The sequence below is a fragment of the Methylobacterium sp. J-118 genome, from assembly GCF_057836565.1.
The window spans coordinates 4,037,338-4,062,667 of the sequence record NZ_JBYQFA010000001.1 but is presented as its reverse complement, the minus strand read 5'-3'; the positions used below and the strand labels follow the sequence as shown (position 1 = coordinate 4,062,667).

General features: G+C 71.6%; 23 protein-coding genes. 10 read left to right on the top strand and 13 right to left on the bottom strand.

Annotated elements, in window-relative coordinates; genetic code table 11:
- Positions 1 to 49: 49 nt before the first annotated feature.
- The 13 genes from AC3IF3_RS19715 to AC3IF3_RS19655 all read right to left on the bottom strand — a co-directional run bounded on the left by AC3IF3_RS19715 (position 50) and on the right by AC3IF3_RS19655 (position 11,396).
- The gene (locus AC3IF3_RS19715; protein ID WP_243967076.1) at positions 50 to 193 is read right to left on the bottom strand and encodes a DUF3096 domain-containing protein; all 144 of its coding nucleotides are present in this window, start codon (positions 191 to 193) and stop codon (positions 50 to 52) included.
- A gap of 225 nt (positions 194 to 418) precedes the next feature.
- Entirely contained in the window at positions 419 to 1,522 is a 1,104-nt protein-coding gene (gene pufC / locus AC3IF3_RS19710; protein WP_489229979.1) for a photosynthetic reaction center cytochrome PufC, read from the bottom strand.
- Positions 1,523 to 1,532: 10 nt separating this feature from the next.
- A complete protein-coding gene (gene pufM, locus AC3IF3_RS19705) occupies positions 1,533 to 2,513 on the bottom strand; it encodes a photosynthetic reaction center subunit M (protein ID WP_243967074.1) in 981 nt (326 codons plus the stop codon).
- An 89-nt stretch (positions 2,514 to 2,602) separates the two neighbouring features.
- A complete protein-coding gene (pufL, locus tag AC3IF3_RS19700) occupies positions 2,603 to 3,427 on the bottom strand; it encodes a photosynthetic reaction center subunit L (protein WP_243967073.1) in 825 nt (274 codons plus the stop codon).
- 78 nt (positions 3,428 to 3,505) lie between these two features.
- Positions 3,506 to 3,694, bottom strand: a complete 189-nt coding sequence (pufA, locus tag AC3IF3_RS19695; RefSeq protein WP_243967072.1) for a light-harvesting antenna LH1, alpha subunit — start codon at positions 3,692 to 3,694, stop codon at positions 3,506 to 3,508.
- Positions 3,695 to 3,704: 10 nt separating this feature from the next.
- The gene (gene pufB / locus AC3IF3_RS19690; protein WP_210028951.1) at positions 3,705 to 3,941 is read right to left on the bottom strand and encodes a light-harvesting antenna LH1, beta subunit; all 237 of its coding nucleotides are present in this window, start codon (positions 3,939 to 3,941) and stop codon (positions 3,705 to 3,707) included.
- Positions 3,942 to 4,065: 124 nt separating this feature from the next.
- Positions 4,066 to 4,287: a hypothetical protein gene (locus AC3IF3_RS19685; RefSeq protein WP_243967071.1), complete on the bottom strand. Its 222-nt coding sequence runs from the start codon at positions 4,285 to 4,287 to the stop codon at positions 4,066 to 4,068.
- 35 nt (positions 4,288 to 4,322) lie between these two features.
- The gene (bchZ, locus tag AC3IF3_RS19680; RefSeq protein WP_489217730.1) at positions 4,323 to 5,789 is read right to left on the bottom strand and encodes a chlorophyllide a reductase subunit Z; all 1,467 of its coding nucleotides are present in this window, start codon (positions 5,787 to 5,789) and stop codon (positions 4,323 to 4,325) included.
- On the bottom strand, positions 5,789 to 7,333 hold the full coding sequence (gene bchY / locus AC3IF3_RS19675; RefSeq protein WP_489229978.1) for a chlorophyllide a reductase subunit Y: 1,545 nt from the start codon (positions 7,331 to 7,333) through the stop codon (positions 5,789 to 5,791). Before bchY ends, bchZ begins: the two co-directional genes overlap by 1 nt.
- 3 nt (positions 7,334 to 7,336) lie before the next feature.
- Positions 7,337 to 8,341, bottom strand: a complete 1,005-nt coding sequence (locus AC3IF3_RS19670; RefSeq protein WP_243967066.1) for a chlorophyllide a reductase iron protein subunit X — start codon at positions 8,339 to 8,341, stop codon at positions 7,337 to 7,339.
- Positions 8,338 to 9,276 (bottom strand): chlorophyll synthesis pathway protein BchC, encoded by a 939-nt coding sequence (gene bchC / locus AC3IF3_RS19665; protein ID WP_489229977.1) that lies wholly within the window; start codon positions 9,274 to 9,276, stop codon positions 8,338 to 8,340. The genes AC3IF3_RS19670 and bchC overlap by 4 nt, the downstream gene beginning before the upstream one ends.
- Positions 9,277 to 9,369: 93 nt before the next feature.
- The gene (locus tag AC3IF3_RS19660; protein ID WP_489231344.1) at positions 9,370 to 10,530 is read right to left on the bottom strand and encodes a methyltransferase; all 1,161 of its coding nucleotides are present in this window, start codon (positions 10,528 to 10,530) and stop codon (positions 9,370 to 9,372) included.
- Entirely contained in the window at positions 10,527 to 11,396 is an 870-nt protein-coding gene (locus AC3IF3_RS19655) for a polyprenyl synthetase family protein (RefSeq protein WP_489229975.1), read from the bottom strand. The genes AC3IF3_RS19660 and AC3IF3_RS19655 overlap by 4 nt, the downstream gene beginning before the upstream one ends.
- 107 nt (positions 11,397 to 11,503) lie before the next feature.
- On the opposite strand from AC3IF3_RS19655, the gene crtD reads away from it, so the two are divergent.
- From crtD to AC3IF3_RS19605, 10 genes are all read left to right on the top strand, one after another.
- A complete protein-coding gene (crtD, locus tag AC3IF3_RS19650; RefSeq protein ID WP_489229974.1) occupies positions 11,504 to 13,039 on the top strand; it encodes a 1-hydroxycarotenoid 3,4-desaturase CrtD in 1,536 nt (511 codons plus the stop codon).
- Positions 13,036 to 13,899 (top strand): carotenoid 1,2-hydratase, encoded by an 864-nt coding sequence (locus tag AC3IF3_RS19645; RefSeq protein ID WP_243967062.1) that lies wholly within the window; start codon positions 13,036 to 13,038, stop codon positions 13,897 to 13,899. Before crtD ends, AC3IF3_RS19645 begins: the two co-directional genes overlap by 4 nt.
- A gap of 114 nt (positions 13,900 to 14,013) precedes the next feature.
- Positions 14,014 to 15,252 (top strand): glycosyltransferase family protein, encoded by a 1,239-nt coding sequence (locus AC3IF3_RS19640; RefSeq protein ID WP_489217725.1) that lies wholly within the window; start codon positions 14,014 to 14,016, stop codon positions 15,250 to 15,252.
- Positions 15,249 to 16,529: a glycosyltransferase gene (locus AC3IF3_RS19635; protein WP_489217724.1), complete on the top strand. Its 1,281-nt coding sequence runs from the start codon at positions 15,249 to 15,251 to the stop codon at positions 16,527 to 16,529. The genes AC3IF3_RS19640 and AC3IF3_RS19635 overlap by 4 nt, the downstream gene beginning before the upstream one ends.
- Complete coding sequence (locus tag AC3IF3_RS19630) at positions 16,517 to 18,469, top strand: glycosyltransferase (protein ID WP_489229973.1); 1,953 nt, start codon at positions 16,517 to 16,519, stop codon at positions 18,467 to 18,469. The genes AC3IF3_RS19635 and AC3IF3_RS19630 overlap by 13 nt, the downstream gene beginning before the upstream one ends.
- Complete coding sequence (locus AC3IF3_RS19625) at positions 18,466 to 20,307, top strand: ABC transporter ATP-binding protein (RefSeq protein WP_243967057.1); 1,842 nt, start codon at positions 18,466 to 18,468, stop codon at positions 20,305 to 20,307. Before AC3IF3_RS19630 ends, AC3IF3_RS19625 begins: the two co-directional genes overlap by 4 nt.
- A complete protein-coding gene (locus AC3IF3_RS19620) occupies positions 20,307 to 21,185 on the top strand; it encodes a hypothetical protein (RefSeq protein ID WP_489220382.1) in 879 nt (292 codons plus the stop codon). The genes AC3IF3_RS19625 and AC3IF3_RS19620 overlap by 1 nt, the downstream gene beginning before the upstream one ends.
- Positions 21,186 to 21,259: 74 nt before the next feature.
- The gene (locus tag AC3IF3_RS19615; protein ID WP_489231343.1) at positions 21,260 to 23,170 is read left to right on the top strand and encodes an ABC transporter substrate-binding protein; all 1,911 of its coding nucleotides are present in this window, start codon (positions 21,260 to 21,262) and stop codon (positions 23,168 to 23,170) included.
- Positions 23,167 to 24,183, top strand: coding sequence for an ABC transporter permease (locus AC3IF3_RS19610; RefSeq protein WP_243967056.1), 1,017 nt, complete (start codon positions 23,167 to 23,169; stop codon positions 24,181 to 24,183). The genes AC3IF3_RS19615 and AC3IF3_RS19610 overlap by 4 nt, the downstream gene beginning before the upstream one ends.
- Positions 24,180 to 25,328, top strand: coding sequence for an ABC transporter permease (locus tag AC3IF3_RS19605; RefSeq protein WP_489229972.1), 1,149 nt, complete (start codon positions 24,180 to 24,182; stop codon positions 25,326 to 25,328). Before AC3IF3_RS19610 ends, AC3IF3_RS19605 begins: the two co-directional genes overlap by 4 nt.
- The last annotated feature ends 2 nt before the right edge of the window (positions 25,329 to 25,330 follow it).

Below are 25,330 nucleotides of genomic sequence, written 5' to 3'. Positions count from 1 at the left end.
CGCGATGGAGGACGGCCCGCGCCCGTTCACCGCGGCGCGGCGCCGACGCTCACCGGAGGATGCCCAGTCCGAGCACGCCGACGACGATCAGATAGATCGCCACGATGTAATTGAGGAGCCGCGGCATCACGAGGATCAGGATCCCGGCGAGGATCGCGATGAGCGGCTGGAGGTTCGAGATGGTGATCGTCACGGGCGCCTCCCGGGGCCGAGCTTGGCCGCCGATATCGACGCCCCTACCCCACGGAGGTTCCCTGAAGCTTGAGCGGAGCGGCCGGAAAGTCCGACCGCCCCCACAATTCCAAGCCTCACGGATCTTCACCCAGGGACGGGATCCGTGAGGTTCGTCGGCCCCCCGCCGCTGCTCGGTCGCGCGGGCAGACCCCGATGAGTCGGGCTCATCGAGGTCTGGTCAGGGTCAGGGTTTGGGCGTCGGCGTCTGGGTGCCGGGGATCGGATCCTTGGCCTCGCCGGTGGGCAGGTTCACCGCGACCGTCGGGTGCGCCAGCTCCGGATAGGGCTCGATCACGTTGGCACCGTTGAGCGGCTTGTTCGCGCCGTTGTGGCAGGTGGCACAGTTGATCTTCGGCGCATCGCCGAGCGCCCCGAGGCGGTTGCGGGGAAACGTCGAGGTCAGCGGCGTCATGTAGTCCTGGTTGAGGTCGCGGACCATGCGGATGCCGTACCAGGCATGGACCCGGTTGGGGGTGCTGGTGTCCCACTGCGCCACCGAGCGGGTGTTGTGGCAGAAGGTGCAGTTCACCCCAAGCGACTGGGACATGCTGATCATGATCGCGAAGGTCTTCTCCGCGTCTTGGATCGGCTTGCCCTTCGACACCGGCAGCGCCGTCGTGGCGTTGACGCGGACTGCGTCCTCGGACGTGTCCTTGTACTGGTAGAAGGCCTGGTAGACGTCGTAGGGCAGCGAGGTGTTGCCGACCTCGGCGGAGGCCAGGTTCTGGCTGTTGTTGCGCGGGATGAACCGTCCGGCGCCCTGGACCGGGTGATCGAACCAGATATTGGCCGGCACCGGATTGCCGCGGTGGCAGGTGTAGCAGGTCACGCCGGCCTCATGGACGTGATTCTCCTTCCAGGACGAATTGATATACTGCGTCATCTGCAGCATCCGCCGGGCGACGCGCTTCTGGTAGAGCTCGTCGGAGGCCATGTTCTCGGTGCTGTGGCAGTAGGTGCAGCCCTGCTGGGGCGCGACCCACTCGGTGATCGACACCATCAGCCGGTTGAACTGCTCGGCCGAGAGGTCGCCGAGCACCTGCACGTTCTCGTAGACCGCTGAGGCCTTGTCGCCCCCCGCCTCCGCCGGGTCGGCCGGGGCCGGCGCGACGTTGGCGGCGGACAGCGCCGCGTTGCCGGCGCGGGTGCGGATCAGGTCCATCCCGGTGCCGCGGAAGCCGGTCTGCTTGACCGCCATGGGCGGGTGGGTCCAGCCCGCGCCGCCGAACATCGCGATGGTGAGGAACAGGGCCAGCGCCCCGCCAACTACCGCCAGTATCGTCTTCATGACGGCCTCCTCACGGCTTCATGCCGGGTGCGAGATGGGCGGGATCGATGATCGGTCCGTAGACCTGCGGATAGGACGGCGCGACGCCGTGCTTGACCGCCCAGAGGTACCAGTTGTCGACCACGGTGCCGGTGAGCAGGATGCCGATGCCGCCGGTCAGCGTCGTCAGGACCGCGAACCACCAGGCCCAGCGGTGGATCGACTCCATCGTGGCGTTGAAGCCCATGGTCCAGCGCCAGAACAGGGCGGCCCGCTCGGTCGCCGTGCCGCGGTCGACGATCTGGTCGATCTCACGCTCGGCACCGTAGCGCGAGCAGGCCAGGATCGTGCCCCCGTGCATCGCAAACAGCAGCGTCGATCCGTAGAGGAACGTGATCGAGAGCATGTGGAACGGGTTGTAGAACAGGTTCCCGTAGCGGAGCGAGAAGGCCGCCGTCCAATCGAGGTGCGGGAAGATGCCGAAGGGGACCGCCTCCGACCAGGAGCCCATCAGCACGGGGCGGATGAAGCCGAGGACGAGGTAGAGCCAGATCGCCGAGGCGAAGGCCCACGGCACGTGGGTGCCGAGACCCAGGGCCCGCGCCCGCCGATAGAGGTGGACCCACCAGAGCAGGATCGCGGCGGTGAGGAAGAAGCCGGCGATCAGCCACCAGCCTCCCTCGTTGAGGGGCGGCAGGACCTTCAGGCCGTATTTCGGCAGGGGCGGCTCCAGGGCGAGCCAGGGCAATTGCCGGACGAACTGGACGGGACTCCAGTTCACCGAGGCCCACATGTTGAGGCCGATGATCTCGAAGGCGATCAGCCCGCAGACCATCGAGAGGGCCGCGATGTAGCCGATGTAGATCGGCCCGACCTGGCTGTTCCCGAAGAGCCCGAACAGGTAGCTGTTGAACGGCTTGCCGACCCGGTCATCGATCTCGACCGGGATGCCCTGCTCCGGCTTCAGGGGGCGGACTTGAACCTGCGTGAAGATGTTCTGGTAATAGGCCATCGCCCGCCCTCCCCGGTGAGCCGCGCGAGCCGCCGGCCCGCCTCATCCCGTGTGGTTTCTTTTCGGTCGCGTGGTGCGCCGTCCCGCCCTCAGCGCCAGACCGGCAGGTTGAGCCACCAGCCCCACCATTGCGGCCAGCCCTGCGTCCAGAACGGCCCGCTGATCACGATGCAGACGGCGCTCCAGAACCCCGCCGACAGGGCCAGGAACAGGCCCAGGCGGTGGATGCCCAGGGTGCCGATCGAGTAGCCGATCGTGTCGCGGAAGAAGGTGTCCTCATGCTCGGGGGTCTTCACGGTCTCCCCCTTCTTCGGGTTGGTCGCCGCGAGGATCAGGCCGCCGTGCATCGCCAGGGCCAGCGTGGTCGTGAAGAAGAACGTCACGGCCAGCATGTGCGCCGGATTGTAGTGGAAGTGGAGGTACTGGTACCCGGTGTTGGACACCCAATCGAGGTGGCTGAGGATGCCGTAGGGGAAGCCGTAGCCCCAGGCGCCCATCAGGAACGGGCGGATCACCTCCAGGGTGAAGTAGGCGAAGATCGCCATCCCGAAGGCCGCCGGCACGTGGTAGCCGATGCCGAGCTTGCGGCAGATCTCGACCTCGCGCAGGGCCCAGGAGACGAAGGAACCGAGCGCGCAGAACGTGATGATCTGCCAGAGCCCGCCCTCCCTAAGCGGGGCGAGCTTCAATCCGTAGCTGATGTCGGGGGGCGCGATGTTGATCTGCCAGACGTTCCAGGTCGGGCCGATCGCCGCGCCGTAGATCACCAGGGCGGTGCCGAGCACCGTGAAGAAGATCCCGACAACGCCGAAGAAGCCGACGAAGAACGGCCCGACCCAGAAGTCGAACAGGTCGCCGCCGAGCAGCGTGCCGCCGCGAATCCTGTATTTGCGCTCGAAGCTCAGCATCGCCATGGCGGCTGCTCCCCAGTCAGGCCGAAGAAGGGATGGGGGGTGACCGCGGCCCTCGCGCGCCGCGGTCCGGACCGGCACTCAGGCCGGCAGTTGCGGCAGCGCGAGCGTGATCGCGTTCGCGGCCTTGTTGTTCTTCGGGCCGTCCAGCCAGTTGAACCGGTCGGTCGAGAGCAGAATGAAGTGGATCAGCAGCGCCAGGATGAAGAGGAAGGTGAACAGGGCCACCAGCGTGCGCCGCGGATCGAACAGCAACCAAACCTTGTGCATCCGATCCTCCTCAACCGATCATCGTGACGAGGGCGTGGGCCGCATCGCGGACGCCTTCGAGCGAGGCATAGCCCTGCGGTCCGGGAAGCCACGGGCGCCACAGCCAGACGAGGATGTGGGCGACCACGGCGATCGCCGTGAAGATGAGGAAGCTCGTCAGGAAGATCGCGTGGAACTCCTTGGCTTCCGGTTCCGTCAGCCCGGACAGGCTGCTCGGTCTTTCTGTTGCAACGGGTCCACCGGCCATCGTTCAGACCTCCGTGTGTTGGCCGCGCTTCTGACGAAGCGCGACGGGTGCTGCCGTGTTGCTCTAGGCGGTCACGGCTTGACTTCCCCCGCGTCACCGGACGGAAGCGTCTCGGACAGGGCGTTCAGCCCATGAAGGCAAAGGGAATGGCCTGGACGGCCATGGCGCGGGCCTCGCCGAAGACCGAGCGGCGCGCCGGTACCAGCCCCGGGCGCGCCGGAGCGCGGGTCGGCATGACCCGGTTCAGCGTCGCCGCGGCGAGGAAGAACGGGTAGGTCGCCGCCAGGATCAGCCGGAATTGGATCTCTTCCTGGTGCTGGCGGGCGGTCGGGACCATCGTTCGCATCGTCAGGTCTCCTCTGGGTGAAACGGAAAGGCGGCTCATGCGGGGACACCCCCAGCGAGATCGGCCCGGGCCCGCGCCACATGGGCGGGCGCGACGGCGGCGGATTCGGCGTTGCGGGCGGCGCGCTCGGCGGCGTCCCGCAGGCGTTTGGCGGCGGAGATCCGGGCCAGAACCGGCTGCGCCTCGACCAGGTCGTCGAGGGCCGCGCGCGCGGCCTCGTCCCAGGGCAGCTCGCGATGGTGGCGCGCCGGGGTCGCCTCAACCTTGTCCATGTCGCGGGCGAGCGGCAGGATGTGGAAGAGCGTGTCGAACAGGGCGTTGCAGACCTCTTGGACGAGGTAGGTCGCGCCGGAAAAGCCCATGAACGGCGTTCCGGTGTGCCGCCGGATGATCGCCCCCGGGAACGAGGCCGGGACGTAGGTCGCGCGGGCTCCGCATTCCGCGAGGTACATCCGCTCGTTGAACGAGCCGAACAGGACCAGCGGCGGCCTGGCGGCGATGGCCTTCCGCACGGCGTCGTTGTCGGGCTTGAGGCCCGGCGACCGTCCGAAGGCGAAGTGGCAGGGCAGGCCCATCTCGTCTTCGAGGAAGTGGCGGACGCCCCGGGCGTAGGTCTCGGTGGCGACGATGCCGAAGCTCGCGGTCCCGAAAAAATCCTGCGTCACCGACCGCCACAGGTCCCAGACCGGCTTGATGGTCGTGTGCCGCTCCCGCTCGATGAACGGCTCCGGATCGAGGCCGAGGATCGCGCCGAGGGAACGCAGGAACTTGGTGGTCGACAGGATGCCGATTGGCGCCTGGAGGTAGGGCCGCTCCAGATCCTCGCAGAGCAGGCGGCCGAACTCCCGGTAGAGGCAGATATTGGCGTCGGCGTTGACGAGCTTGGGCACGTCCGCGAGGTGCGAGCCCAGCGGGAAGGTCAGGTTGACTTCGGCGCCGATCCCCTCGACCAGCCGCCGGATCTCGGCGAGGTCGGAGGGCATGTTGAAGGTGCCGTAGGCCGGGCCGATCAGGTTGACCCGCGGCTTCTCGCCGGGCTTCTTCTCCGGCCGGGCCGGGATGCCCTTCTTGGCGAATTTCTTGGCCCCGTATTCCTGCCAGAGCCAGCGCATGGCCCGGTCGGCCGCCTGCCACTGGTCCTCGTCGATGGTGCGCGGCAGGAACCGCTGGAGGCCGGTGCCCTCGGGGGTCACGCCGCCGCCGATCATCTCGGCGATGGAGCCGGTGACGACCACGCTGGGCAGTCCGGGATCGAGGGTGGCGTGGGCGCGTTTCATCGCGCCCTCGGTGCCGTGGCGTCCGAGTTCCTCTTCCGCCAGCCCGGTGACGACGATCGGAAGCTCGTGCGGCGGCAACGCGTCGGTGTAGTGCAGCACCGAGGTCACCGGCAGGTTCTCGCAGCCGACCGGTCCGTCGATGACGACCTGAAGACCCTTGATCGCCGTGAAGACGTAGACCGCGCCCCAGTAGCCGCCGGCCCTGTCGTGATCGAGGATCAGCATCACGCCATCTCCCCGATCGGCTTCGCTGCGCCCTCGATCTTCGGGCCCTGGCGCCTCTGCGGCACCTCCTGCCAGACGCCGGCGGCGTAGCCGGTGCCGACGCCCTCGAAGAAGTCGCGCATGGCGTCGAACCGCGCCTTGTTGCCGAGCGCGGCGTTAATCACCGTGGCGAGGGATCCGGCGCCGGCCGCGCCCATCAGCGGGCGGGCCGAGATCAGGTTGGTGAAGTAGAGCGCGGGGGTACCGCGCTCCTTGGCCCGCTGGACCACCGGCGTCGTGCCGATGGCGAGGTCGGGCTTGAGCGAGTCGAGGGCGTAGAGGTCGTCCTCCAGGGAGGCGCGGTACTGCACCTGCGTGCCGCGGGCTTCCAGCCAGTCGCGGTCGGCTTCGGACCACGGCGTGCGCGGGCAGGCGGTGCCGACATAGGGCACCTCGGCGCCGCTCTCGACGAGGAGGCGCGCCACCAGCAGCTCCGAGCCCTCGTAGCCCGAGAGCGTGATCCGGCCCTTGATCGGCATCGCGGCGAGCGCCCCGCGGATGCCGGGCAGGATCCGGTTCTTGGCCGCCTCGACGGTGCCGCGGGCGACCCCGCAGGCCGCGCCGATCCGGTCGAGCCAGTCGGCGGTACCGTCGACGCCCACCGGCGCGGAGCCGACGATCGGCCGGCCGGCGGCCTCGAACTCGCGGATCGAGGCCGTGTAGAACGGGTGGATCGCCGCCACGGCGGCGCAATCAAGGGCCGCGTAGAGCTCCCGCCACTCCCGGGTCGGCACCACCGGCCCGGCCGCGAGGCCGAGGGGCTCGAGCAGCGCGCCGATCACCACCGGGTCGGCGGGAAAGACCTCGCCCAGCAGCGCCACGCTCGGACGCTCCGAACGGCCGCCGCGGGGCGCCGCCACCGGGCCCTGCTCGGCCTCCGAGCGGGCGACCTTGAGCATGGCGCCGGCCAGAACGTCCTTGGCCTCGGCATGGGTCGGGACACCGAAGCCCGGGACGTCGATACCGATCACCCGGACGCCGTCGATCTCCTTCGGCAGCAGCCGAAGCGGGACGCCCGAGGCGGTCGGCACGCAGAGGTTGATAACGACGACGGCGTCGTAATCCGCGGGCTTGGCCGTGGCGTAGACCGCCTCGCGGATGTCCTCGAACAGCTTGCCTGTGACCAGCGTCTCCGAATTGAACGGCACGTAGCCGACGCTGCGCCGGGCTCCGTAGAAATGCGACGTGAAGGTCAGGCCATAGACGCAGCAGGCCGATCCCGAGAGGATCGTGGCGGTCCGGCGCATCCGGAGGCCGACCCGGAGCGAGCCGAAGGCCGGGCACATGCTCTGCGGCTGGTCGTGCGGCCCCTGCGGGTAGTCCTCGCGGAGCTGCGCCAGCGTCTCCGACATCCCGGCCGCCTCGGCGGTTTCCCGCATCGCGTCCTTGCCGGAATGGCAGCCCAGCCCGTCGCCCTTCGTGGCGTCGAGGTTGATCGCCTCGGCCGGCGGGGCGGCGGCGCGGGGGCGGGCCCGCAGATCGGCGATGTCGAGGGAGACGGCCATGCCTCAAACCTCGTCGTAGACGACTTCGAGGGACGGCTTGGTCACGTGGGCGACGCCGCACATGTCCTCGTGGGTCGCCGGGACCAGCACCACGTCGCGGCCGGTCACGTCGCTGGAGAACAGGCCGAGCAGCCCGTCCTGTGTCAGCGGCGTTGGCCGGTGCGGCGCGGCGTCGGCGACGTTGGCGGCGAGGTCGGAGAACAGCGAGCCCCAGCGGCTCTCCGGCCGGCCGATGATCTCGTAATTCGCGCTCTTGCGGCGGATGTCGTCGTCGGCCGGGATCGAGGCCAGGACCGGGATGCCGGCGGCGTCCGCGAAGGCCTGGGCCTCGCCGGTGCCGTCGTCCTTGTTGATCACCAGGCCGCCGACCCCGACATTGCCGCCGAGCTTGCGGAAATACTCCACCGCCGAGCAGACGTTGTTGGCGACGTAAAGGGATTGCAGGTCGTTCGAGCCGACGACGATGACCTTCTGGCACATGTCCCGGGCGATCGGCAGGCCGAAGCCGCCGCAGACCACGTCGCCCAGGAAGTCCAGCAGGACGAAGTCGAAGCCCCAATCGTGGAAGCCCAGCTTCTCCAGCAACTCGAAGCCGTGGATGATGCCGCGGCCGCCGCAGCCGCGTCCGACTTCCGGGCCGCCGAGTTCCATGGCGTAGACGCCGTCGCGCTTGAAGCAGACGTCGCCGATGGCTACCGCCTCGCCGGCGAGCTTCTTGCGGGTCGAGGTCTCGATGATGGTCGGGCAGGCCTTGCCGCCGAACAGCAGCGAGGTCGTGTCGCTCTTCGGGTCGCAGCCGATCAGCAGGACCTTCTTGCCCTGCTGGGCCATCATGTAGCTGAGATTGGCCAGGGTGAACGACTTGCCGATGCCGCCCTTGCCGTAGATCGCGATGATCTGCGTCTCCTTCTTCACCGGGGCGGTCGGGACCGCGTCCGGCTCGATCGCCGCTTCGGCGCGGAGCTGGGTGGCCTGGCTGAGGGCGGCTTTGTTGAGCTGAACGTTCACGCGGCGTCCCTCCAGTCGAGAATCATCTTCAGGCAGGCGGGATCGGCGAAGGCTGTGCGATAGGCGTCCTCGGCCCGAGCGGCCGGGGCGCGGTGCGTGATCAGCCCGTCGAGATTGAGCCGGCCCCCCTCGATCAGCGCCGTCACGGCGGCGAGATCCTCGGGGCGGAATTCGGCGGAGATCCGGATCCGGGCCTCCCGCATGAAGGCGGGGGGGAAGGTGAAGCTGAGCGGCGCCTCATAGAAGCCGGCCAGCACGATCTCGCCGCCGGGGGCGAGGCGGGCGATCAGCGCGTCCAGCCCGGAGGCATCGCCGCTCACGTCCGTGACGACCGCGTAGTCGCGGCGCGGATCCGCCTGGGGCGTCACCACCGGGTAGCCGTGGTCCCCCGCGATGCGGGTCGGGTCCGTCTCCCACACGGTGGGCTCCGCGCCGGCCACCAGGGTCAGGCGGGCGAGCAGCCGCCCGAGCACCCCATGCCCGACGATCAGCGGGGTCGCACCGGGACGGATTCCGCCCAGCGCCCGGTAGGCGGTCGCCGCCAGGGCGAGCAGGCAGGCACGGTCGCCCAGCGCCGCATCCACCGCAACGAGACGCGCGGCCGGCGCCACGAGATGGGAGGCGGCGCCGCCGAACAGGCCGCGCACGGGGCCGAAGCAGCGCGCCCCTGGGACGTAGACGGTCTGGCCGACTCGGACCGCACCGGCGGCATCGGCCTCCACGACTGTGCCCACCGACTCGTAGCCCGGCACCAGGGGATAGCCCATGCCCGGGAACGGCGGCATCCGGCCCGACCAGAGCAGGCGCTCGGTCCCGGTGCTGATCCCGCTCCAGGCCACGGCGACGACCGCGTCGGCCTCGCCGGGAGGGGTCAGCGAAAGATGCTGGATGGCGAGGCGCTCCGGTCCTTCGAGGATGACGGCGAGAGCGTCCATGGCTGGGAGATTCCGCCCTGTGTGACGCGACTCTCGCCGATCGGAGCCGCTAAGTGTCATCCTAGATAGACACATCAAAGCGTCAAGTCATTCTTACGCAAGCGGGCCCGATTTTTGGGCGACGAGCACGCGGGTGAGCAGCGGACGCCGCGTCGGCCGCTCGCGGACGGCGGTGAAACCGGCGGCCGTCAGCATGGTGTGGAGCTCCTCGCGGCGGCGCGGGCGTCCGGATCCCATCGCCAGGAGGTAGAAGCCGAAATAGGCGTCCCCGACCGGCTCGGCGCCGGGCGTGCCGGCCATCGGCTCGGCCAGCAGCAGCAGCCCGCCGGGCGCCAGAGCGCGGTGGGCCGCCGCGAGCAGGGCTTGCGCCGGGCCGTCGTCATGGTCGTGGACCACGCGCACCAGCGTGATGGCGTCGGCGCCCGCCGGCAGATCGGCGTGGAAGTCGCCGCCGCGGCAGGCGATCCGCTCGGACAGGCCCGCCCGCGACAGGCGCGCCGCGGCCCGTTCGGCGACGGCGGGCAGGTCGAACAGGGTGAGTCGCAGCCCGGCATGGCGCGCCGCGACGGCCTCCAGGAAGGCCCCCTCGCCGCCGCCGACATCCATCAGGTGCCGGATCCGGGACAGGTCGCAGGCGTCGAGCACATCCTCCGAGATGAGCGCCTGCGAGGCGCCCATCAGGCCGCCATAGGGGGCGACCGTCCGCGCATCCCCCTCCGCGCCGGTGGCGTAGGGCCAGTAGCCGGAGAGGCGCGTCGGCGGCGCCTGCCCGCGCAGGAGCGCCACCGGATCGGCGAGGTCGGTATAGAGCAGCGCGTGATGCGCGACCATGGCGCCGATCCCGGGGTTACCGACCAGGGCCGCGCCCAGATCGGCGAGCCCGAACCGGTCTCCGGGGAGGGACCGCAGCAGCGCGAGGGATTCAGCCGCCCGCAGCAGGCGCCGGGCGTTCTCCGGCGGCAGGTCGAGGCGCGACGCCAGGGCGTCGACGGTCAATGGGCCCGCCGCCAGGATGGCGAACAGGTCGAGCCGGATGCAGGCGGCGAGCACCTGTGCGTAGACGAAGCCGGCGCAGAGATCGAACAGCGCCCGGGTATTCCGGCGGGCGATGCCCCGGGTCAGCGGGAAGCCCGCTGCCCACCGCTGGAACCGCGGGCTCGCCACCAGACGATTGCGCCACGCGAGCCACCGGTCGCGCAGGGCCGTCGGGACCGGCGCCGCGGCACCGGACCCCGGGAGGGAGCCGGCGCTCAGGCCGCGACCGCGCGCAGGCGCGCGGGCAGGAACAGCCGCGCCTGCGCCTCGATCTCGGCGGTGAGTGCGGCCGCGCCGGGGCAGGCCGGGATCGCCGCCACCGCCTCCCGGGTCAGGCGCGACAGGCGGTCCAGCGCGCCGCCGGTCCCGAGCAGAGCCGCCGCGTTGGGGCGCCCGAGCGTGGCATCGCGCCCCGCCGGCTTCCCGATCTCCTCCTGGCGGCAGGCGACGTCACGCAGGTCGTCGGCGACCTGATAGGCCTCCCCGAGGCATTCCCCGAGGCGCCGCCACGGTTCCGGCTCTGCGCCGGCCGCGGCCGCCCCGGCCGCCGTGGCGGCGGCGAACAGGGCCCCGGTCTTGGCCTGCTGATAGTCGCTGAGGCTCACATGGGTCTCGGATTCCCAGGCCTGTCCCGCCGCGATGCCGGACGGCGAGCCCGCGGCCCGGCCGAGCAGCCCCACCAGGCGGACCAGCCGTCCCTGATAGGGGCCCGCGGCCCGGGCCAGGGTCTCGAAGGCGAGGACGATCAGCGCGTCGCCGGTCAGCACGGCGATCGGTTCGCCGAAGGCCACGTGGACCGAGGGCTTCTGGCGCCGCATCGGCGCGTCGTCGAAACAGGGCAGGTCGTCGTGGACCAGGGAGGCACAGTGGAGCAATTCGATCGCCGCTGCCGCCGCTTCAGACCCGGCGGGATCGTCGTCGCCGCAGGCGCGGGCCACCGACAGGCACAGGCGCGGGCGAATCCGATGCCCGCCCGGGAAGACGGCGTAGCGCAACGCCTCCGCCAGCAGGGGGGGCGCGCCCGGCGCCTCCGCGTAGGCTACGGCGCGATCCAGCGCCATCTCGATTCGCCGGCCCGACTCCATCGCGTTGCCTCCTGTGTGGTGTTGGCTTGTCAGCGACAGGTGTCATTTCTTATTGACACTCCGGTGGCGGGAGATCAATCCCTTCCGGGGTGCAGAGCGGGGCGAACGTGGCGCAGGAACGCGTCGTCGTGATCGGGGCCGGGATCGGCGGCTTGGCCGCCGCCCTCCGGCTGGCGCAGGCCGGCCTAGACGTCACCGTCCTGGAACGGGCCGCGCGTCCCGGCGGCAAGATGCGCAGCGTTCCGGTCGGAGACCGGGCGGTCGAGGCCGGGCCGACCGTCTTCACCATGCGCTGGGTGTTCGAGGAGCTGTTCGCCGAATGCGGCGCGCACCTCGAAGACCGGGTTGCGCTGACGCGGGCGGATCTCCTCGCCCGGCACGCCTGGAGCCGCACGGAACGGCTCGATCTCTTCGCCGATATCGAGGCCTCGGCGGCCGCCGTCGACGCCTTCGCGGGTCCCCGGGAGGCCGAGGGCTACCGGCGGTTCTGCGCCCGCTCGGCGGAGGTCTACCGCACGCTGGAGGGACCGTTCATCCGCGACGGGCGGACCAGCCCGGCGGGCCTCGCGCAGCGGGTCGGGCTGTCCGGGCTCGGCGATCTCTGGCGGATCCAGCCCTTCGCCACCCTGTGGTCGGCATTGGGCAGCTTCTTCCGCGATCCGCGGCTGCTGCAGCTGTTCGGACGCTACGCCACCTATTGCGGCGCCTCGCCGTTCAGCGCGCCGGCGACCCTGATGCTCGTCGCCCATGTGGAGCAGGCGGGGGTCTGGACCGTGGCGGGGGGCTTGAGCGCCCTGGCGCGGGCGGTGGCGGATCTCGCCGCCGCTCGGGGCGCGGCGTTCCGCTACGGCGCCCATGTGGAGCGGATCGTCGTCGAGCGCGGCCGGGTCGCCGGGATCGTGCTCGCGGGCGGCGAGTGGATCGCTACCGACCGCATCGTCTGCAACGCCGATTGCGCCGCCCTGGGGGCCGGGCTGCTCGGGCCGGACGCGGCCGCGGCCGGCGCGCGGCTGGCGCCCGCCGAACGCTCGCTCTCGGCCGTGACCCTCTGCACCGCGGCGGTGCCCACGGGCTTCCCCCTGGCCCACCATTCCGTGTTCTTCTCGCGGGACTACCGCGCCGAGTTCGACGCGATCCTGCGCGACCGGTGCCTTCCCGACGACCCGACCGTCTACATCTGCGCGCAGGACAGGACCGAGTCCGGCACCGTTCCCGCCGGACCGGAGCGGCTGCTCCTGCTCGTCAACGCCCCGGCGGATGGCCGGGACCGCCCGCTCACGCCGCCGGAGATCGAGACATGCACGCGGACCCTGTACCGCCGGCTGGAGGCCTGCGGGCTGAGCCTGGACGCGGCGTCGGCCCCGGCGGTGACGACGCCGGCAGCGTTCGAGGCCTTGTTTCCCGGGACGGGGGGCGCGCTCTACGGCCGGGCGGCACAGGGCTGGGCGGCGACGTTCAAACGGGCCGGGGCGCGGACGGCGGTGCCGGGCCTCTATCTGGCGGGGGGCTCGGTCCATCCGGGTCCCGGCGTGCCGATGGCGGCGCAGTCGGGCCGGCTGGCCGCGGCGGCGATCCTGGACGACCTCGCTTCGACGGCCCGGTCGCCCAGGGCGGCTACGCGTGGTGGTACGTCGATGCGGTGAGCGACGACGGCCGCCAGGGCCTCACGATCATCGCGTTCATCGGGAGCGTGTTCTCGCCCTACTATGCCTGGAGCGCCGAGCGGGATCCGTTCGCCCATTGCGCCATGAACGTGGTCCTCTACGGCGCGCGCAGCCGCTTCGCCATGACGGAGCGCCGGGGTCACAGCCTGTCGCGGGACGCCGACCATATCGCCATCGGCCCGAGCGCCATGCACTGGGACGGCACGGCGCTGACGATCCGCATCGACGAGCGCGGTGCGCCCCTGCCCTTCGCCCTGCGCGGCACCGTCCGGCTGGAGCCGCCGGGCTTCACCGCCGGCCCGTTCCACCTCGACCGGGCCGGACGCCACCGCTGGTGGCCGATGGCGCCCTCCTCCCGCGTCGAGGTCGATTTCGCGCAGCCTGGCCTGCGCTGGAGCGGGAGCGCCTACTTTGACACCAATGACGGCGACGAGGCGCTGGAGGCGGCGTTCTCCCGCTGGACCTGGTGCCGCGCCGACCTGCCGGACGGCGCCGCGATCCTCTACGACGTGCATCACCGGGAGGGCGGCGGCCAGAACCTGTCGCTGCGCTTCGCCCGGGACGGCAGCCGCCGTGAGATCCGCCCGCCGGTCGCCGCCGCCCTGCCGGCGACCCGCCTCTGGCGGGTGGGCCGGGAGACCCGCAGCGACGACGGCCGCGCGCGGGTTCTCGCCACCTACGAGAACACGCCCTTCTACGCGCGCTCGCTGCTCGCCTCGACGCTCTGCGGCGAGCCGGTCCGGGCGATGCACGAGAGCCTGTCGCTGGATCGCTTCCGGAACCCGCTGGTGCAGCTGATGCTGCCCTTCCGCATGCCGCGGCCGCCGGTGGTCCGGTAGGGAGGGCTGCCGTGCCGCCGCCGGGCGGGCCGCTCAGTGTTTACCCGGTGACCCCGCTTGTGCGAGAGGGCGGCGGCTGCGATCCTCGCGCCGTCAACCGAGGCGGTCACCGGCATGCGAGTCGACGAGGCGTCAATCGGTCCGCGCGTTCTCATCTACAGCCACGATACGTTCGGGCTGGGGCACCTGCGCCGCTCGCGGGCCATCGCCAACGCCATCGTCGCGTGCGACGGCCGGGCCCAGGCGATGATCGTCTCGGGTTCGCCGGTGATCGACCGCTTCGCCTTCGCCCCCGGGGTGCGGACGGTCCGGCTGCCCCCGGTGACCAAATCCGCGGATGGGGAATACAGCAGCCTCGACGCGGCCGTCCCCCTGGTCCGGACCGTGGCCCTCCGCTCGGAGGTGATCGCCCGCAGCTGCGAGACCTTCGATCCCGACATGATCATCGTCGACAAGGAGCCCGCCGGGTTCCACGGCGAGCTGCTGCCGACCCTGGCATGGGCCGCTGCCCGTGGCATCCGCCTGGTCCTCGGCCTGCGCGACGTGCTCGATGAGGCCGACCGCCTCGTGCCCGAGTGGGAGCGCAAGGGCGCCGTCGAGACCATGGCGCGCTTCTACGACGAGATCTGGGTCTACGGGCTCAGCCGTATCCACGAGCCCCTGGCGGCGCTGCCGATGGACCCGGCGCTGACCGCGCGGATCGCCGCCCGGCTGATCTTCACGGGCTATCTGCGCCGCGACCTCCCGGAGCGGCGCCCCGGCCGCGAGGAGCCCGCCATGGCGAGCGGCCCGTTCATCCTGGTCACCGCGGGCGGCGGCGGCGACGGCGCCTCCCTGATCGACTGGGTCATCGCCGCCTACGAGGCTGATCCCGGCATCCCGCTGCCCGCCCTCGTCGCCTTCGGGCCGTTCCTCGACGCCGCGACGCGCGACGGGTTCGACGCGCGCATCCGGGCGCTGTCCGGGAAGATCGCCGCGATCACCTTCGACAGCGAGATCGAATTCCTGATGGGCAAGGCGGCCGGCGTCGTGGCGATGGGCGGCTACAACACCTTCTGCGAGATCCTGTCCTTCGATCGCCGGGCGATCCTGGTCCCCCGCACGGAGCCGCGCCGGGAACAGGCGATCCGCGCTCTGGCGGCGGAGCGGCTGGGCTTGGTCCGGGTCCTGATGGAGGCGGAGGGCCGGGCGCCGGACCGCATGGCCGCCGCACTCCGGGCCCTGCCGGACCAGACCGAGCCGTCGCGGGTCCTGATCCCGGGCCTGCTCGGCGGCCTCGACGCGGTCGCCCGCCGGGTCCGGGCGCTCGCCGGGTCCGGCATCGGCCGCCCGCGTGTGCGGGCCTACTCGTGACGCACAGGCGGATCGCCGTGGTGCTGAAAGGCTATCCGCGGCTGTCCGAGACCTTCATCGCCCAGGAGATCCTGGCGCTGGAGCAGCGCGGCCTGCCCCTGGAGATCTGGTCCCTGCGCCGCCCGACCGACCGGGCGCGCCATCCGATGCACGCGCAGATCCGCGCCCCGGTCACCTATCTGCCGGAATACCTGCACACGGCGCCGCTGCGGGTGCTCCGGGGCCTCCTGGCGGCGTTGCGGCGGCCGCGGTTCGGCGCGCTGCTCGCGCTGTTTGCCCGCGATCTCCGGCGCGACCGGACGCTCTCGCGCCTGCGCCGCCTCGGGCAGGCCCTGGTGCTCGCCCGGGAACTGCCCGCCGAAATCGCCCACATCCACGTGCATTTCCTGCACACGCCCGCCAGCGTTGCCCGCTACGCCGCCCTGCTGACCGGACGCGGCTGGAGTTTTTCGGCCCACGCCAAGGACATCTGGACGACGCCGGACTGGGAGCTGATCGAGAAACTGAATGACGCGCTCTGGGGTGTGGCCTGCACCCGCGACGGCCAGGGGCGGCTCGACCGCCTGGCTCCGGGCCGGACGCGCCTCGCCTATCACGGGCTCGACCTCGGCCGCTTCCCGGCACCGCCTCCGCCCCGGGAGGCGCGCGACGGCAGCGATCCGGCCGCACCGCTCCGGTTCCTCTGCGTGGGGCGGCTCGTGGCCAAGAAGGGGCACGACGACCTGATCGACGCCCTCGCCTCCCTGCCCGCCACCCTGCATTGGACCCTCGACCTGATCGGCGGCGGCGCGTTGCGCCAATCCCTGGAGGCGCGGGTCCGCGACCGGGGCCTCGCCGGACGGGTGACGTTCCGGGGCGCCCTGGCGCAACCCGACGTGATCGCGGCCATGCGCGCGGCCGACCTGTTCGTGCTGCCGACCAAGCCCGGCCCCGGCGGCGACCGCGACGGCTTGCCGAACGTGCTGATGGAGGCCGCGAGCCAGGCCCTGCCGATCCTCGCGACCGCCTTCGCGGGGACGCCGGAATTCATTGCCGACGGCGTCCAGGGACTCCTCGTCCGGCCCGGCGATCCGGCGGCGCTGCGGGCGGCCCTGATCCAGCTGGCCCAGGATCCGCACCGGAGAGGTCGCCTCGGCGCGGCGGCGCGGGCGCGGCTCGTGACAGACTTCTCCGAGGCGGCGGCGGTGTCGCTGATCGCGGAGCGGCTGCGGACTTCGGCAGGCCTCGCGACACCCACGCCTCCGACCGCGACGGAGGTCACCGCGTGCGCGTCCTGATCGCCGTCACGCACCTGCTCGGCGCCGGGCACCTGACCCGCGCCGCGGCCCTCGCCCGGGCCTTCGCGGATGCCGGCCACGAGGCGATGCTGATCTCCGGCGGGGTGCCGGCCCCGATGGTGCGCCTCGACGGCGTCCGTCTCGTCCAGCTGCCGCCGCTCAAGATCGCCGGCACGGATTTCTCGACGCTGCTCAAGCCGGATGGGGCGCCGGCGGATGCGGCGTGGCTGGCGCGCCGCCGCGCCCTGATGGACGAGACGGTCGGGACCTTCGCGCCGGACGCCGTCGTGACCGAGCTGTTCCCCTTCGGTCGCAGGGCCCTGGCGGCCGAGTTCCTGGCCCTCGTCGAGGCCGCGCATGCGAGCGTGCCGCGCCCGCTCGTGCTCGCCTCGGTGCGCGACATCCTGGTCGCCTCCGAGAAGCCGGAGCGGATCGCCCAGGCTCATGCCCGGGTTGCCGCCTTCTACGATGCCGTGCTGGTCCACGGCGATCCGGCGCTCGCGCCCCTCGACGCCTCCTGGCCGCTCGATGCCGAAACCGCGGGAAAGCTCCGCTACACCGGCTACGTGGACGAGGGGACCCGTTCCGCCGCCGGTGACGCGCGCGCCGGCGTGCTGGTCGCCGCCGGATCCGGGCCGGCCGGGCTGGTCCTGCTGCGCGCCGCCGCCGAGGCGGGCCGCCGGCAGCCGGAACTCGGCTGGCGGATCCTGGCGGGACACGGCGTGCCGGAGGCGGCGCTGTCGGCGCTCGCCCGCGGCCTGCCGGAGGGCGTCCTCGGCCGCGCCCGGACCGATTACCGGACCCTGCTGGCCGGGGCCGCGGTCTCGGTGAGCCAGTGCGGCTACAACACCGCCACGGATCTGCTGGCGGCCGGGACGCCCGCGGTGCTGGTGCCGTTCGAGGCCGGCGGCGAGACGGAGCAGCGGCTGCGTGCCGAGCGCCTCGCCGCCCGCGGCCTCGCCCGGGTCCTGCCGGAGGCGGAACTGAGCGCCGATACGCTGCTCCGGGCGGTGGAGGCGCAGCGCGCGGCACCCCCGCCCGGACCCCACGGGATCGACCTCGGCGGGGCCCGGCGCACGGTCGAGATCGTGGCGACGCTCCATGCCGGCCGACGCGGGGCGGGCCATCCGACGCACCCGGCAAGCCCCGGCTTTCAGGCCCTGCGCCGAGCCCTCGACGCGATCGCCGGGCGCGGCCTGTCGGTGCCTTTCCTGTGGCGCGACGACGACGCGGTGACGGCGACACCGGCGCTCGACCGGTTGATCGAGCTGGCACAGACCCGCGGCACGCCGATCCTGCTCGCCGCCATCCCAACCGGCATCGATGCCGCGCTGGCACGACGCCTCGAGACGGCGCCCGAGGTGCGCGTCGCGGTCCACGGCCTCGCGCACCGGAATCACGCCCCGCCCGGCGCCAAGCCCGCGGAGTTCGGCGCCGACCGGCCCCTGAGCGACCTGCGCGCGGACGCCGCCGCGGGTCTGCGGATCGCCCGGGAACGCGTATCGGAATCGATCCTGCTGCCGGTTTTTGTGCCGCCGTGGAACCGCCTCGCCCCGGCGCTCGCCGCGCTCCTGCCGGAGCTCGGCTATCGCGGCCTTTCGGCCGCCCCGGGACCGCCGATCCCCGGCCTGCGCCGGATCGACGCCACCCTGGACCCGATCGACTGGCGCGGCACGCGCTCCCTGCGCGAGCCGGAACTGATGCTACGCGCGCTCGCGGACGACATCACGCGGGTGCCGGACCGGCCGATCGGCCTGCTGACCCACCATCTCGTCCAGGATGCGGCCGTCTGGCGCTTCGTCGAGGATCTGCTGGCCGTCCTCCTCGGACATCCGGCGGTGCGTGTCCCGGATCCGCGGCGTCTGTTCGACCGTAGCGCGATGGACAGGGGCGGCGCGGCACCCCATCATCCGGGCTTCCAGATCGTGAGGACTGGTTGAGCGCGCTCTTGTCCATACGCGATCTCGCGGTCGCGTTCCGCACGGAACCGACGCCGTTCGAGGCGCTGCACGGCCTGTCCCTCGACGTGAACCGCGGGCGCACGCTGGCGCTCGTCGGGGAGTCGGGGTCCGGCAAGTCGGTAACCGCGCAGGCGATCCTGCGGATCCTGCCGCCCTCCGCGGCCATCACCCGCGGCCAGATCTTGCTGCGCGACGGGTCCTCGGAGATCGACATCGCGCAACTGCCCGCCGAGGGCTCGGCGATGCGGGCGATCCGCGGCCAGCGCATCGCGATGATCTTCCAGGAGCCGATGACTTGCCTGTCACCGCTCCATACGATCGGCGATCAGGTCGGGGAGGCCCTGCGCATCCACACCGGCGCCGGCCGACGGGAATCCGATGCGCGCACGGAGGAGGCCCTGGCCCGCGTCGGTTTCCCGGATCCGCGCCGGGCGCTGCGGACCTACCCGTTCGAGCTGTCGGGGGGCCTGCGCCAGCGTGCCATGATCGCCATGGCGCTGATCCTGAAGCCCGCCCTGGTGGTCGCCGACGAGCCGACCACGGCGCTCGACGTGACCACGCAGGCCCAGATCCTGGCGCTGCTGGCCCGGCTTCAGGAGGAGAGCGGGATGGCGATCCTGCTCATCACCCACGATCTCGGCGTCGTCGCCAACATGGCGCACGACGTGGCGGTGCTCTACCGCGGCCGCCTCGTGGAATCCGGGCCGCGCGACACGGTGATGCGCGCCCCCGGCCACGCTTATCTGAGGGCCCTGCTCCACGCGGTGCCCCGGTTCGACATGGCCCCGGGCGAGCGGCTGACGCCGATCCGCCCGGCCCAGGCGGAGATCCCGCCGGCGCGGGCGCCGGCGCCGCTGGCCGGTCCGCTGCTCCAGGTCGAGGGCGTGAGCAAGACCTTCACCCTGCGCTCCGGCCGCCTGTGGCAGAAACCCCGGCTCGTCCACGCCGTCTCCGATGTGTCCCTGAGCCTCGCGGCCGGGCGGACGCTGGGCCTCGTCGGCGAATCGGGCTCCGGCAAGACCACGGTCTCGAAGATGATCATGCGGGCGCTCGCCCCGGATTCGGGCCGGATCCTGTTCGACGACGGCGGCGGCCCGCGGGACGTGCACGGCCTGTCCGGCGACGCCCTGTTCGCCTACCGGCGCAATGTGCAGTTCGTGTTCCAGGATCCCTACGCCTCCCTCGACCCGCGCATGACCGTGCGCCAGATCCTGTCGGAGCCGATGGAGATCCACGGCGTCCCGGCCGGCGAGCGGCGGGCGCGCTGCCGGGCCCTGATGGCCATGGTCGGCCTCGAACCGGGCGGCCTCGGCCGTTACCCGCATGCCTTCTCGGGCGGCCAGCGCCAGCGCATCGGCATCGCCCGGGCGCTCGCCCCGAACCCGCGCCTCCTGGTGCTCGACGAGCCGGTCTCGGCCCTGGACGTATCGGTGCAGGCGCAGATCCTGAACCTGCTCAAGGACCTCCAATCGGCCCTCGGCCTGTCCTTCCTCATCGTGTCCCACAACCTGGCGGTGATCGACTATATGGCGGATACGATCAGCGTGATGTGCCGGGGCCGGATCGTCGAGGAGGCCCCCCGGGCCGCCCTGTTCCGTCGGCCGGTCCATCCCTACACGCGGGCGCTCCTGGCCGCCGTGCCCGATCCGAGCCTGGATCACCCCCTCGATTTCGCGGCCGTGGCCACCGACCGGAACGACCCGTCCCGCTGGGAGGCGCCGTATCGGCTCGACCCCGACGAGGCCGGCACGATGCGGGCGATCGAGCCCGGGCACCGGGTCCGGTTCGGCGGTGCCGCCGAGGCCGTGGCCGCATGATCCAGCCGCGGCCGCCCGTCCTGCTGGAACGCCTGCGCCGGAAGGTGCTGTCGCCGCTGTTCGACCGGTTGGGCTACGACCTCGTTCCCGCCGCCCCCGATTGGAGCCACCGGCCGACCTCGCCGCGCGAGGTCGCGACGCTGCTCGAGTCCGCAGCGGCCATCCTGGAACGCGACCTCGCGGCCGCCGGCCTCGTGCCGGACGGCGACGTGCTCGAACAGGTCCGGGCGTTCTGGTCGCTGATCCCGACCGCCCCCGTGCGGCAGCGGCGGGGCGGCAGCGGCTTCAACGGCGCGTTGCAGCTCTACGTGGCGATGCGGGCGCTCAAGCCGGATTGCGTGATCGAATCGGGGGTGTTCCGCGGGCTGACCACCTGGGTGATCCGGCAGGCCTGTCCACGCGCGGCGATCGTCTGCCACGACCCCGACCTGTCGGGCCTCCAGTACCGCGACGCCCGCGCACGCTACAGCACCGCCGACTGGTCGACGGCCGATTGGTCGATGCTCGATCCGGCCGCCACGGTGGCGTTCTTCGACGATCATGTGGCGCAGGGCCGGCGCGTCGTGGAGGCGCATGCCCGGGGCCTGACGCGTCTTCTGTTCGACGACGACGCGGCCGGCCACCGCATCCACGCCCATGGCGGACCCGCGCATCCGACCATCGCGATGATCACCGGTCCCGCGCACAGCCCGGAGCCGATCCGCTGGACCCGCAACGGCCGCCAGTTCGAGCAGCCGGCCGACGATGCGCTGGTGCGGCAGGCGTCCGGGCTGATCCAGCGGTCGCACGCCTTCGACGACCTGCACCGGGCCACCGGCTATTCCCCCGCGCGGCTGACCTATGTGGGCCTGCATCCTGTGTCGGGAGGCGGGTCGTGAGCGAGGTCGGGACCGGCGCCGGTTTCCTCGCGACGCTCCTGGAGCAAGCGGACTCGCGGGTCGACGAAGGCGATGTGTGTCCCGTGTCTCGTGAGCCGAGCCACGCGCGCGGCATCTCGCGCCGCACCCTGGTCGCCGGCCTCGGCGCCGCCGCCCTTGTCGGTCCGCGAATCGCCCGCGCGGACGGCGAGACCCCCGCCCCGCCCGAAAATCCCCTGGCGGTCGACCTCGCCGCCCGGGGGCGCCGGGTCGGCAGCGCCGGCGGGACGATCCGGACCCTGATCGCCAAGGCCCGGGACGTCCGCTACCTCTCGGTCTACGGCTACACCCGCCTCGTCGGCTACGATGCCGACCTGAATCTCCGGCCCGACCTGCTGGAGCGGGTCGATGTCGAGGGCGGCCGCTTCACCTTCACCCTGCGCAAGGGACACCGCTGGTCGGACGGGCAGCCGTTCACCGCCGAGGATTTCCGCTACTACTGGGAGGATGTCGCCAATGAGAAGGCGCTGAGCCCCGAGGGGCCGCCGGCCTTCTTCCTAGTGGACGGCAAGCCGCCGCAGGTCGCCTATCCCGATCCGCTCACGATCCGCTATACCTGGGAGCGGCCGAACCCGATCTTTCTCCCGGCGCTGGCCGCGCCGCGCGATCCGCTGATCTACCGGCCGTCGCACTACCTGAAGCCGGTCCACGCCCGCTACGTCGGCCAGGAGGCGGCCGAGGCGAAGGCCAAGGCGCAGAAGCTGCGCAGCTGGGCGGCCTTGCACAACCGCCTCGACGACAATTACGAATTGAACAACCCGGATTGCCCGACCCTTCAGGGCTGGGTGCCGCGGACCCGCTCGCCGGCCACCCGGTTCCGGTTCGAGCGCAACCGCAGCTATCACCGCGTCGACACCGCGGGCACGCAGCTGCCCTACGTCGATGCGATCGTGATGGACGTGGCCTCGCAGGGTCTGTTGGTCGCCAAGACCAATGCCGGCGAGGCCGACCTGATGTTCCGTGGCTTGGCGATGCCCGACATCCCGAGCCTCAAGGAGGGCGAGAAGGCGCATGGCTACCGCACCAACCTCTGGCCGGTGGCCCGCGGTTCGGAGATCGCGCTCTATCCGAACCTGACCACGGCCGATCCCGTCTGGCGGCGGCTCAACCGCGACCTGCGCTACCGCCACGCCCTGTCGCACGCCATCGACCGGCGGACACTGAACAACACGCTGCTGTTCGGCCTGGGCACCGAGGGCAACGACACGATCGTGGCGGACAGTCCGCTCTACGCGCCGGAGCTTCGAACCCTCAACGCCGGCTACGATCCGGCCCAGGCCGCGAGTCTCCTGGACGCGCTGGGCCTGACCGGCCGCGACGGTGCGGGCATCCGCCTGCTGCCCGACGGACGGCCCCTGGAGATCGTGGTGGAGAGCGACGGCGAGGCCGAGATGGTGCTCGACGCCCTCCAGTTGATCACAGAATTCTGGCGCGAGGTCGGTATCCGCCTCATCGCCAAGCCCCAGGAGCGCACGAACCTGCATCGGCGCTCGATCGGCGGCCTCACCGTGATGGTGGCCGCGCAGGGCCTCGACCTCGCGGTGCCGACCGCGATCATGCCGCCGACGGAATTGAGCCCGGCGCAGCCGGAGCATTATTCCTGGCCGGCCTGGAGCCTCAGCGCGGAGAGTCACGGCAAGAGCGGCGAGCCCTGCGATGTCGCGGAGGTCCAGCGCCTCCTCGACCTCGACCGGCAATGGCGCGACACCACCGATGCCGGGACGCAGGCGACGATCTGGCGCGAGATGCTGATGAATCACGCCCGCAACACCTGGGTGATCGGCACGGTCGCCGGCGCGCTCCAGCCGGTGGTCGGCGCGGCCCGCCTGATCAACCTGCCGCAGCGCGCCCTGTATTCCTGGGAGCCCACCGCGATGATCGGCGTCCAGCGCCTCGACGAGATGTTCTGGGATAGCGGCGCCGGTCCGCGCGCGGAGGTCCGGTGATCGCGCCGCTGCTCCGGCGCGTCGCCACCATGGCGGCCACGCTCCTGGTCATCTCGGTGCTGGTCTTCGTCATCATCAAGCTGCCGCCGGGCGACTATCTGACCAACCGAATCATGGAGCTGCGCGCCACCGGGGACGCGACCTCCGTGGCCAAGGCCGAGCTGCTGATCCACCAATACGGGCTCGACCGGCCGGTCTGGCAGCAATACCTGATGTGGATCGGGGCGATGCCGGGGCCGGCCGGCTTCTCCGGCCTGCTCCAGGGCGATTGGGGCTGGTCGTTCGAGTACGACAAGCCGGTGGCGGATGTCATCGGCGACGCCCTCTGGCTCACGCTGCTGATCAACCTCACCGCGGTGATCTTCGTCCATCTGGTGGCGATCCCGGCCGCGCTCTACTCGGCGACGCACCGCCACACCGTCGGCGACGCCGTCGTGACCCTCCTGGGCTATGTCGGGCTCGCGGTGCCGGGGTTCCTGCTGGCGCTGATTCTGCTGTTCTACGCCAACCGCTGGTTCGATCTCTCGATCGGCGGCCTCTACGATTCGGCCCTGACCAACCAGCCCTGGACCTGGGCCAAGATCCGTTCGCTCCTGGCGCATCTCGTCGTCCCGACCCTGGTGATCGGGCTCGGCGGCACGGCGGCGATGATCCGGCGGATGCGAGCCAACCTGCTGGACGAGCTCGCCAAGCCCTACACGGTCACCGCCCGCGCCAAGGGCCTCCCGCCCGTCAGGGCGCTGGTGAAGTACCCGTTCCGGATGTCGCTCAACCCGTTCGTGGCGGATATCGGCAACCTGCTTCCGCACTTGGTCTCAGGGTCGGTCCTGGTCTCGCTGGTGCTGAGCCTGCCGACCGTCGGGCCGCTGCTCCTCGACGCGCTGCGCAGCCAGGACCAGTTCATGGCCGGCTTCATCCTGATGTTCGTCGCCGCCCTGACGCTCGTCGGCATGCTGATCTCGGACCTGACCCTCCTCTGGCTCGATCCGCGCATCCGCATGGGGTTGCGATGAGCGACGCGATGCCCGCCGCCGGCCATTTCGTCGACCCGCTGCCCTTCGAGCCGGATGCCCGCGCCGAGGGCATGGCGGGCAGCGCCTCGGCCTGGCGGCTGATCCTGCGCAAGTTCCTGCGGCACCGCCTCGCCGTGGCCTCGGCGCTGATCCTGCTGGCGCTCTACGCGATCGTGCCGTTCGTGGAGCTGCTGGCGCCCTATGGGCAGGCGCGGCGCAACGGCGATTTCCTCTACGCGCCGCCCCAGGGCGTCCACCTGTTCCACGACGGGCGCCTCGCCGGTCCGTTCGTCTACCCGTACCGGGCGCATCTCGACCTCGACACGTTCCGCCGGGACTACGTGGTGGACGAGGGCGCACCGCAGCCCCTGCGCTTCCTGTGCCGCGGGGACGGCTACGATTGGCTCGGCCTGATCCACGGGGACCTGCACCTCGTCTGCCCGCCGGAGAGCGGCACCTTGTTCCTGTTCGGCACCGACAAGCTCGGGCGCGACCTGTTCTCCCGGATGATCTACGGCGCGCGGATCTCCCTCACGATCGGCCTCGTCGGCGTGGCGATCTCCTTCGCGCTGGGCCTGCTCCTCGGCGGCATCGCGGGCTATTTCGGCGGGCTGGTCGATGCCGGCGTGCAGCGCCTGATCGAGGTCGTGCGCTCCCTGCCCGAATTGCCGCTCTGGCTCGCCCTGTCGGCGGCCCTGCCGCCGAACTGGAGCCCGCTCCTCGTCTTCTTCGGCATCACGGTGATCCTGGGCCTTCTCGACTGGCCGGGTCTCGCCCGGGCGGTGCGGGGCAAGCTCCTGGCGCTGCGCGAGGAGGATTTCGTCCAGGCGGCCGAGCTGATGGGCGCGTCCCCGGCGCGGGTGATCGGCCGGCACCTGATCCCGAACTTCATGAGCCACCTGATCGCCTCGGCGACCCTGTCGATCCCGACCATGATCCTCGGCGAGACCGCCCTCTCCTTCCTGGGCCTCGGCCTGCGTCCGCCGGTGACGAGCTGGGGCGTGCTGCTCAACGAGGCGCAGAATCTCGCCGCCGTACAGATCTACCCGTGGCTGCTGCTCCCGGTCGTGCCCGTCCTGGTCACGGTGCTGGCCTTCAACTTCATGGGCGACGGCCTGCGCGACGCCGCCGACCCGTATCATTGACG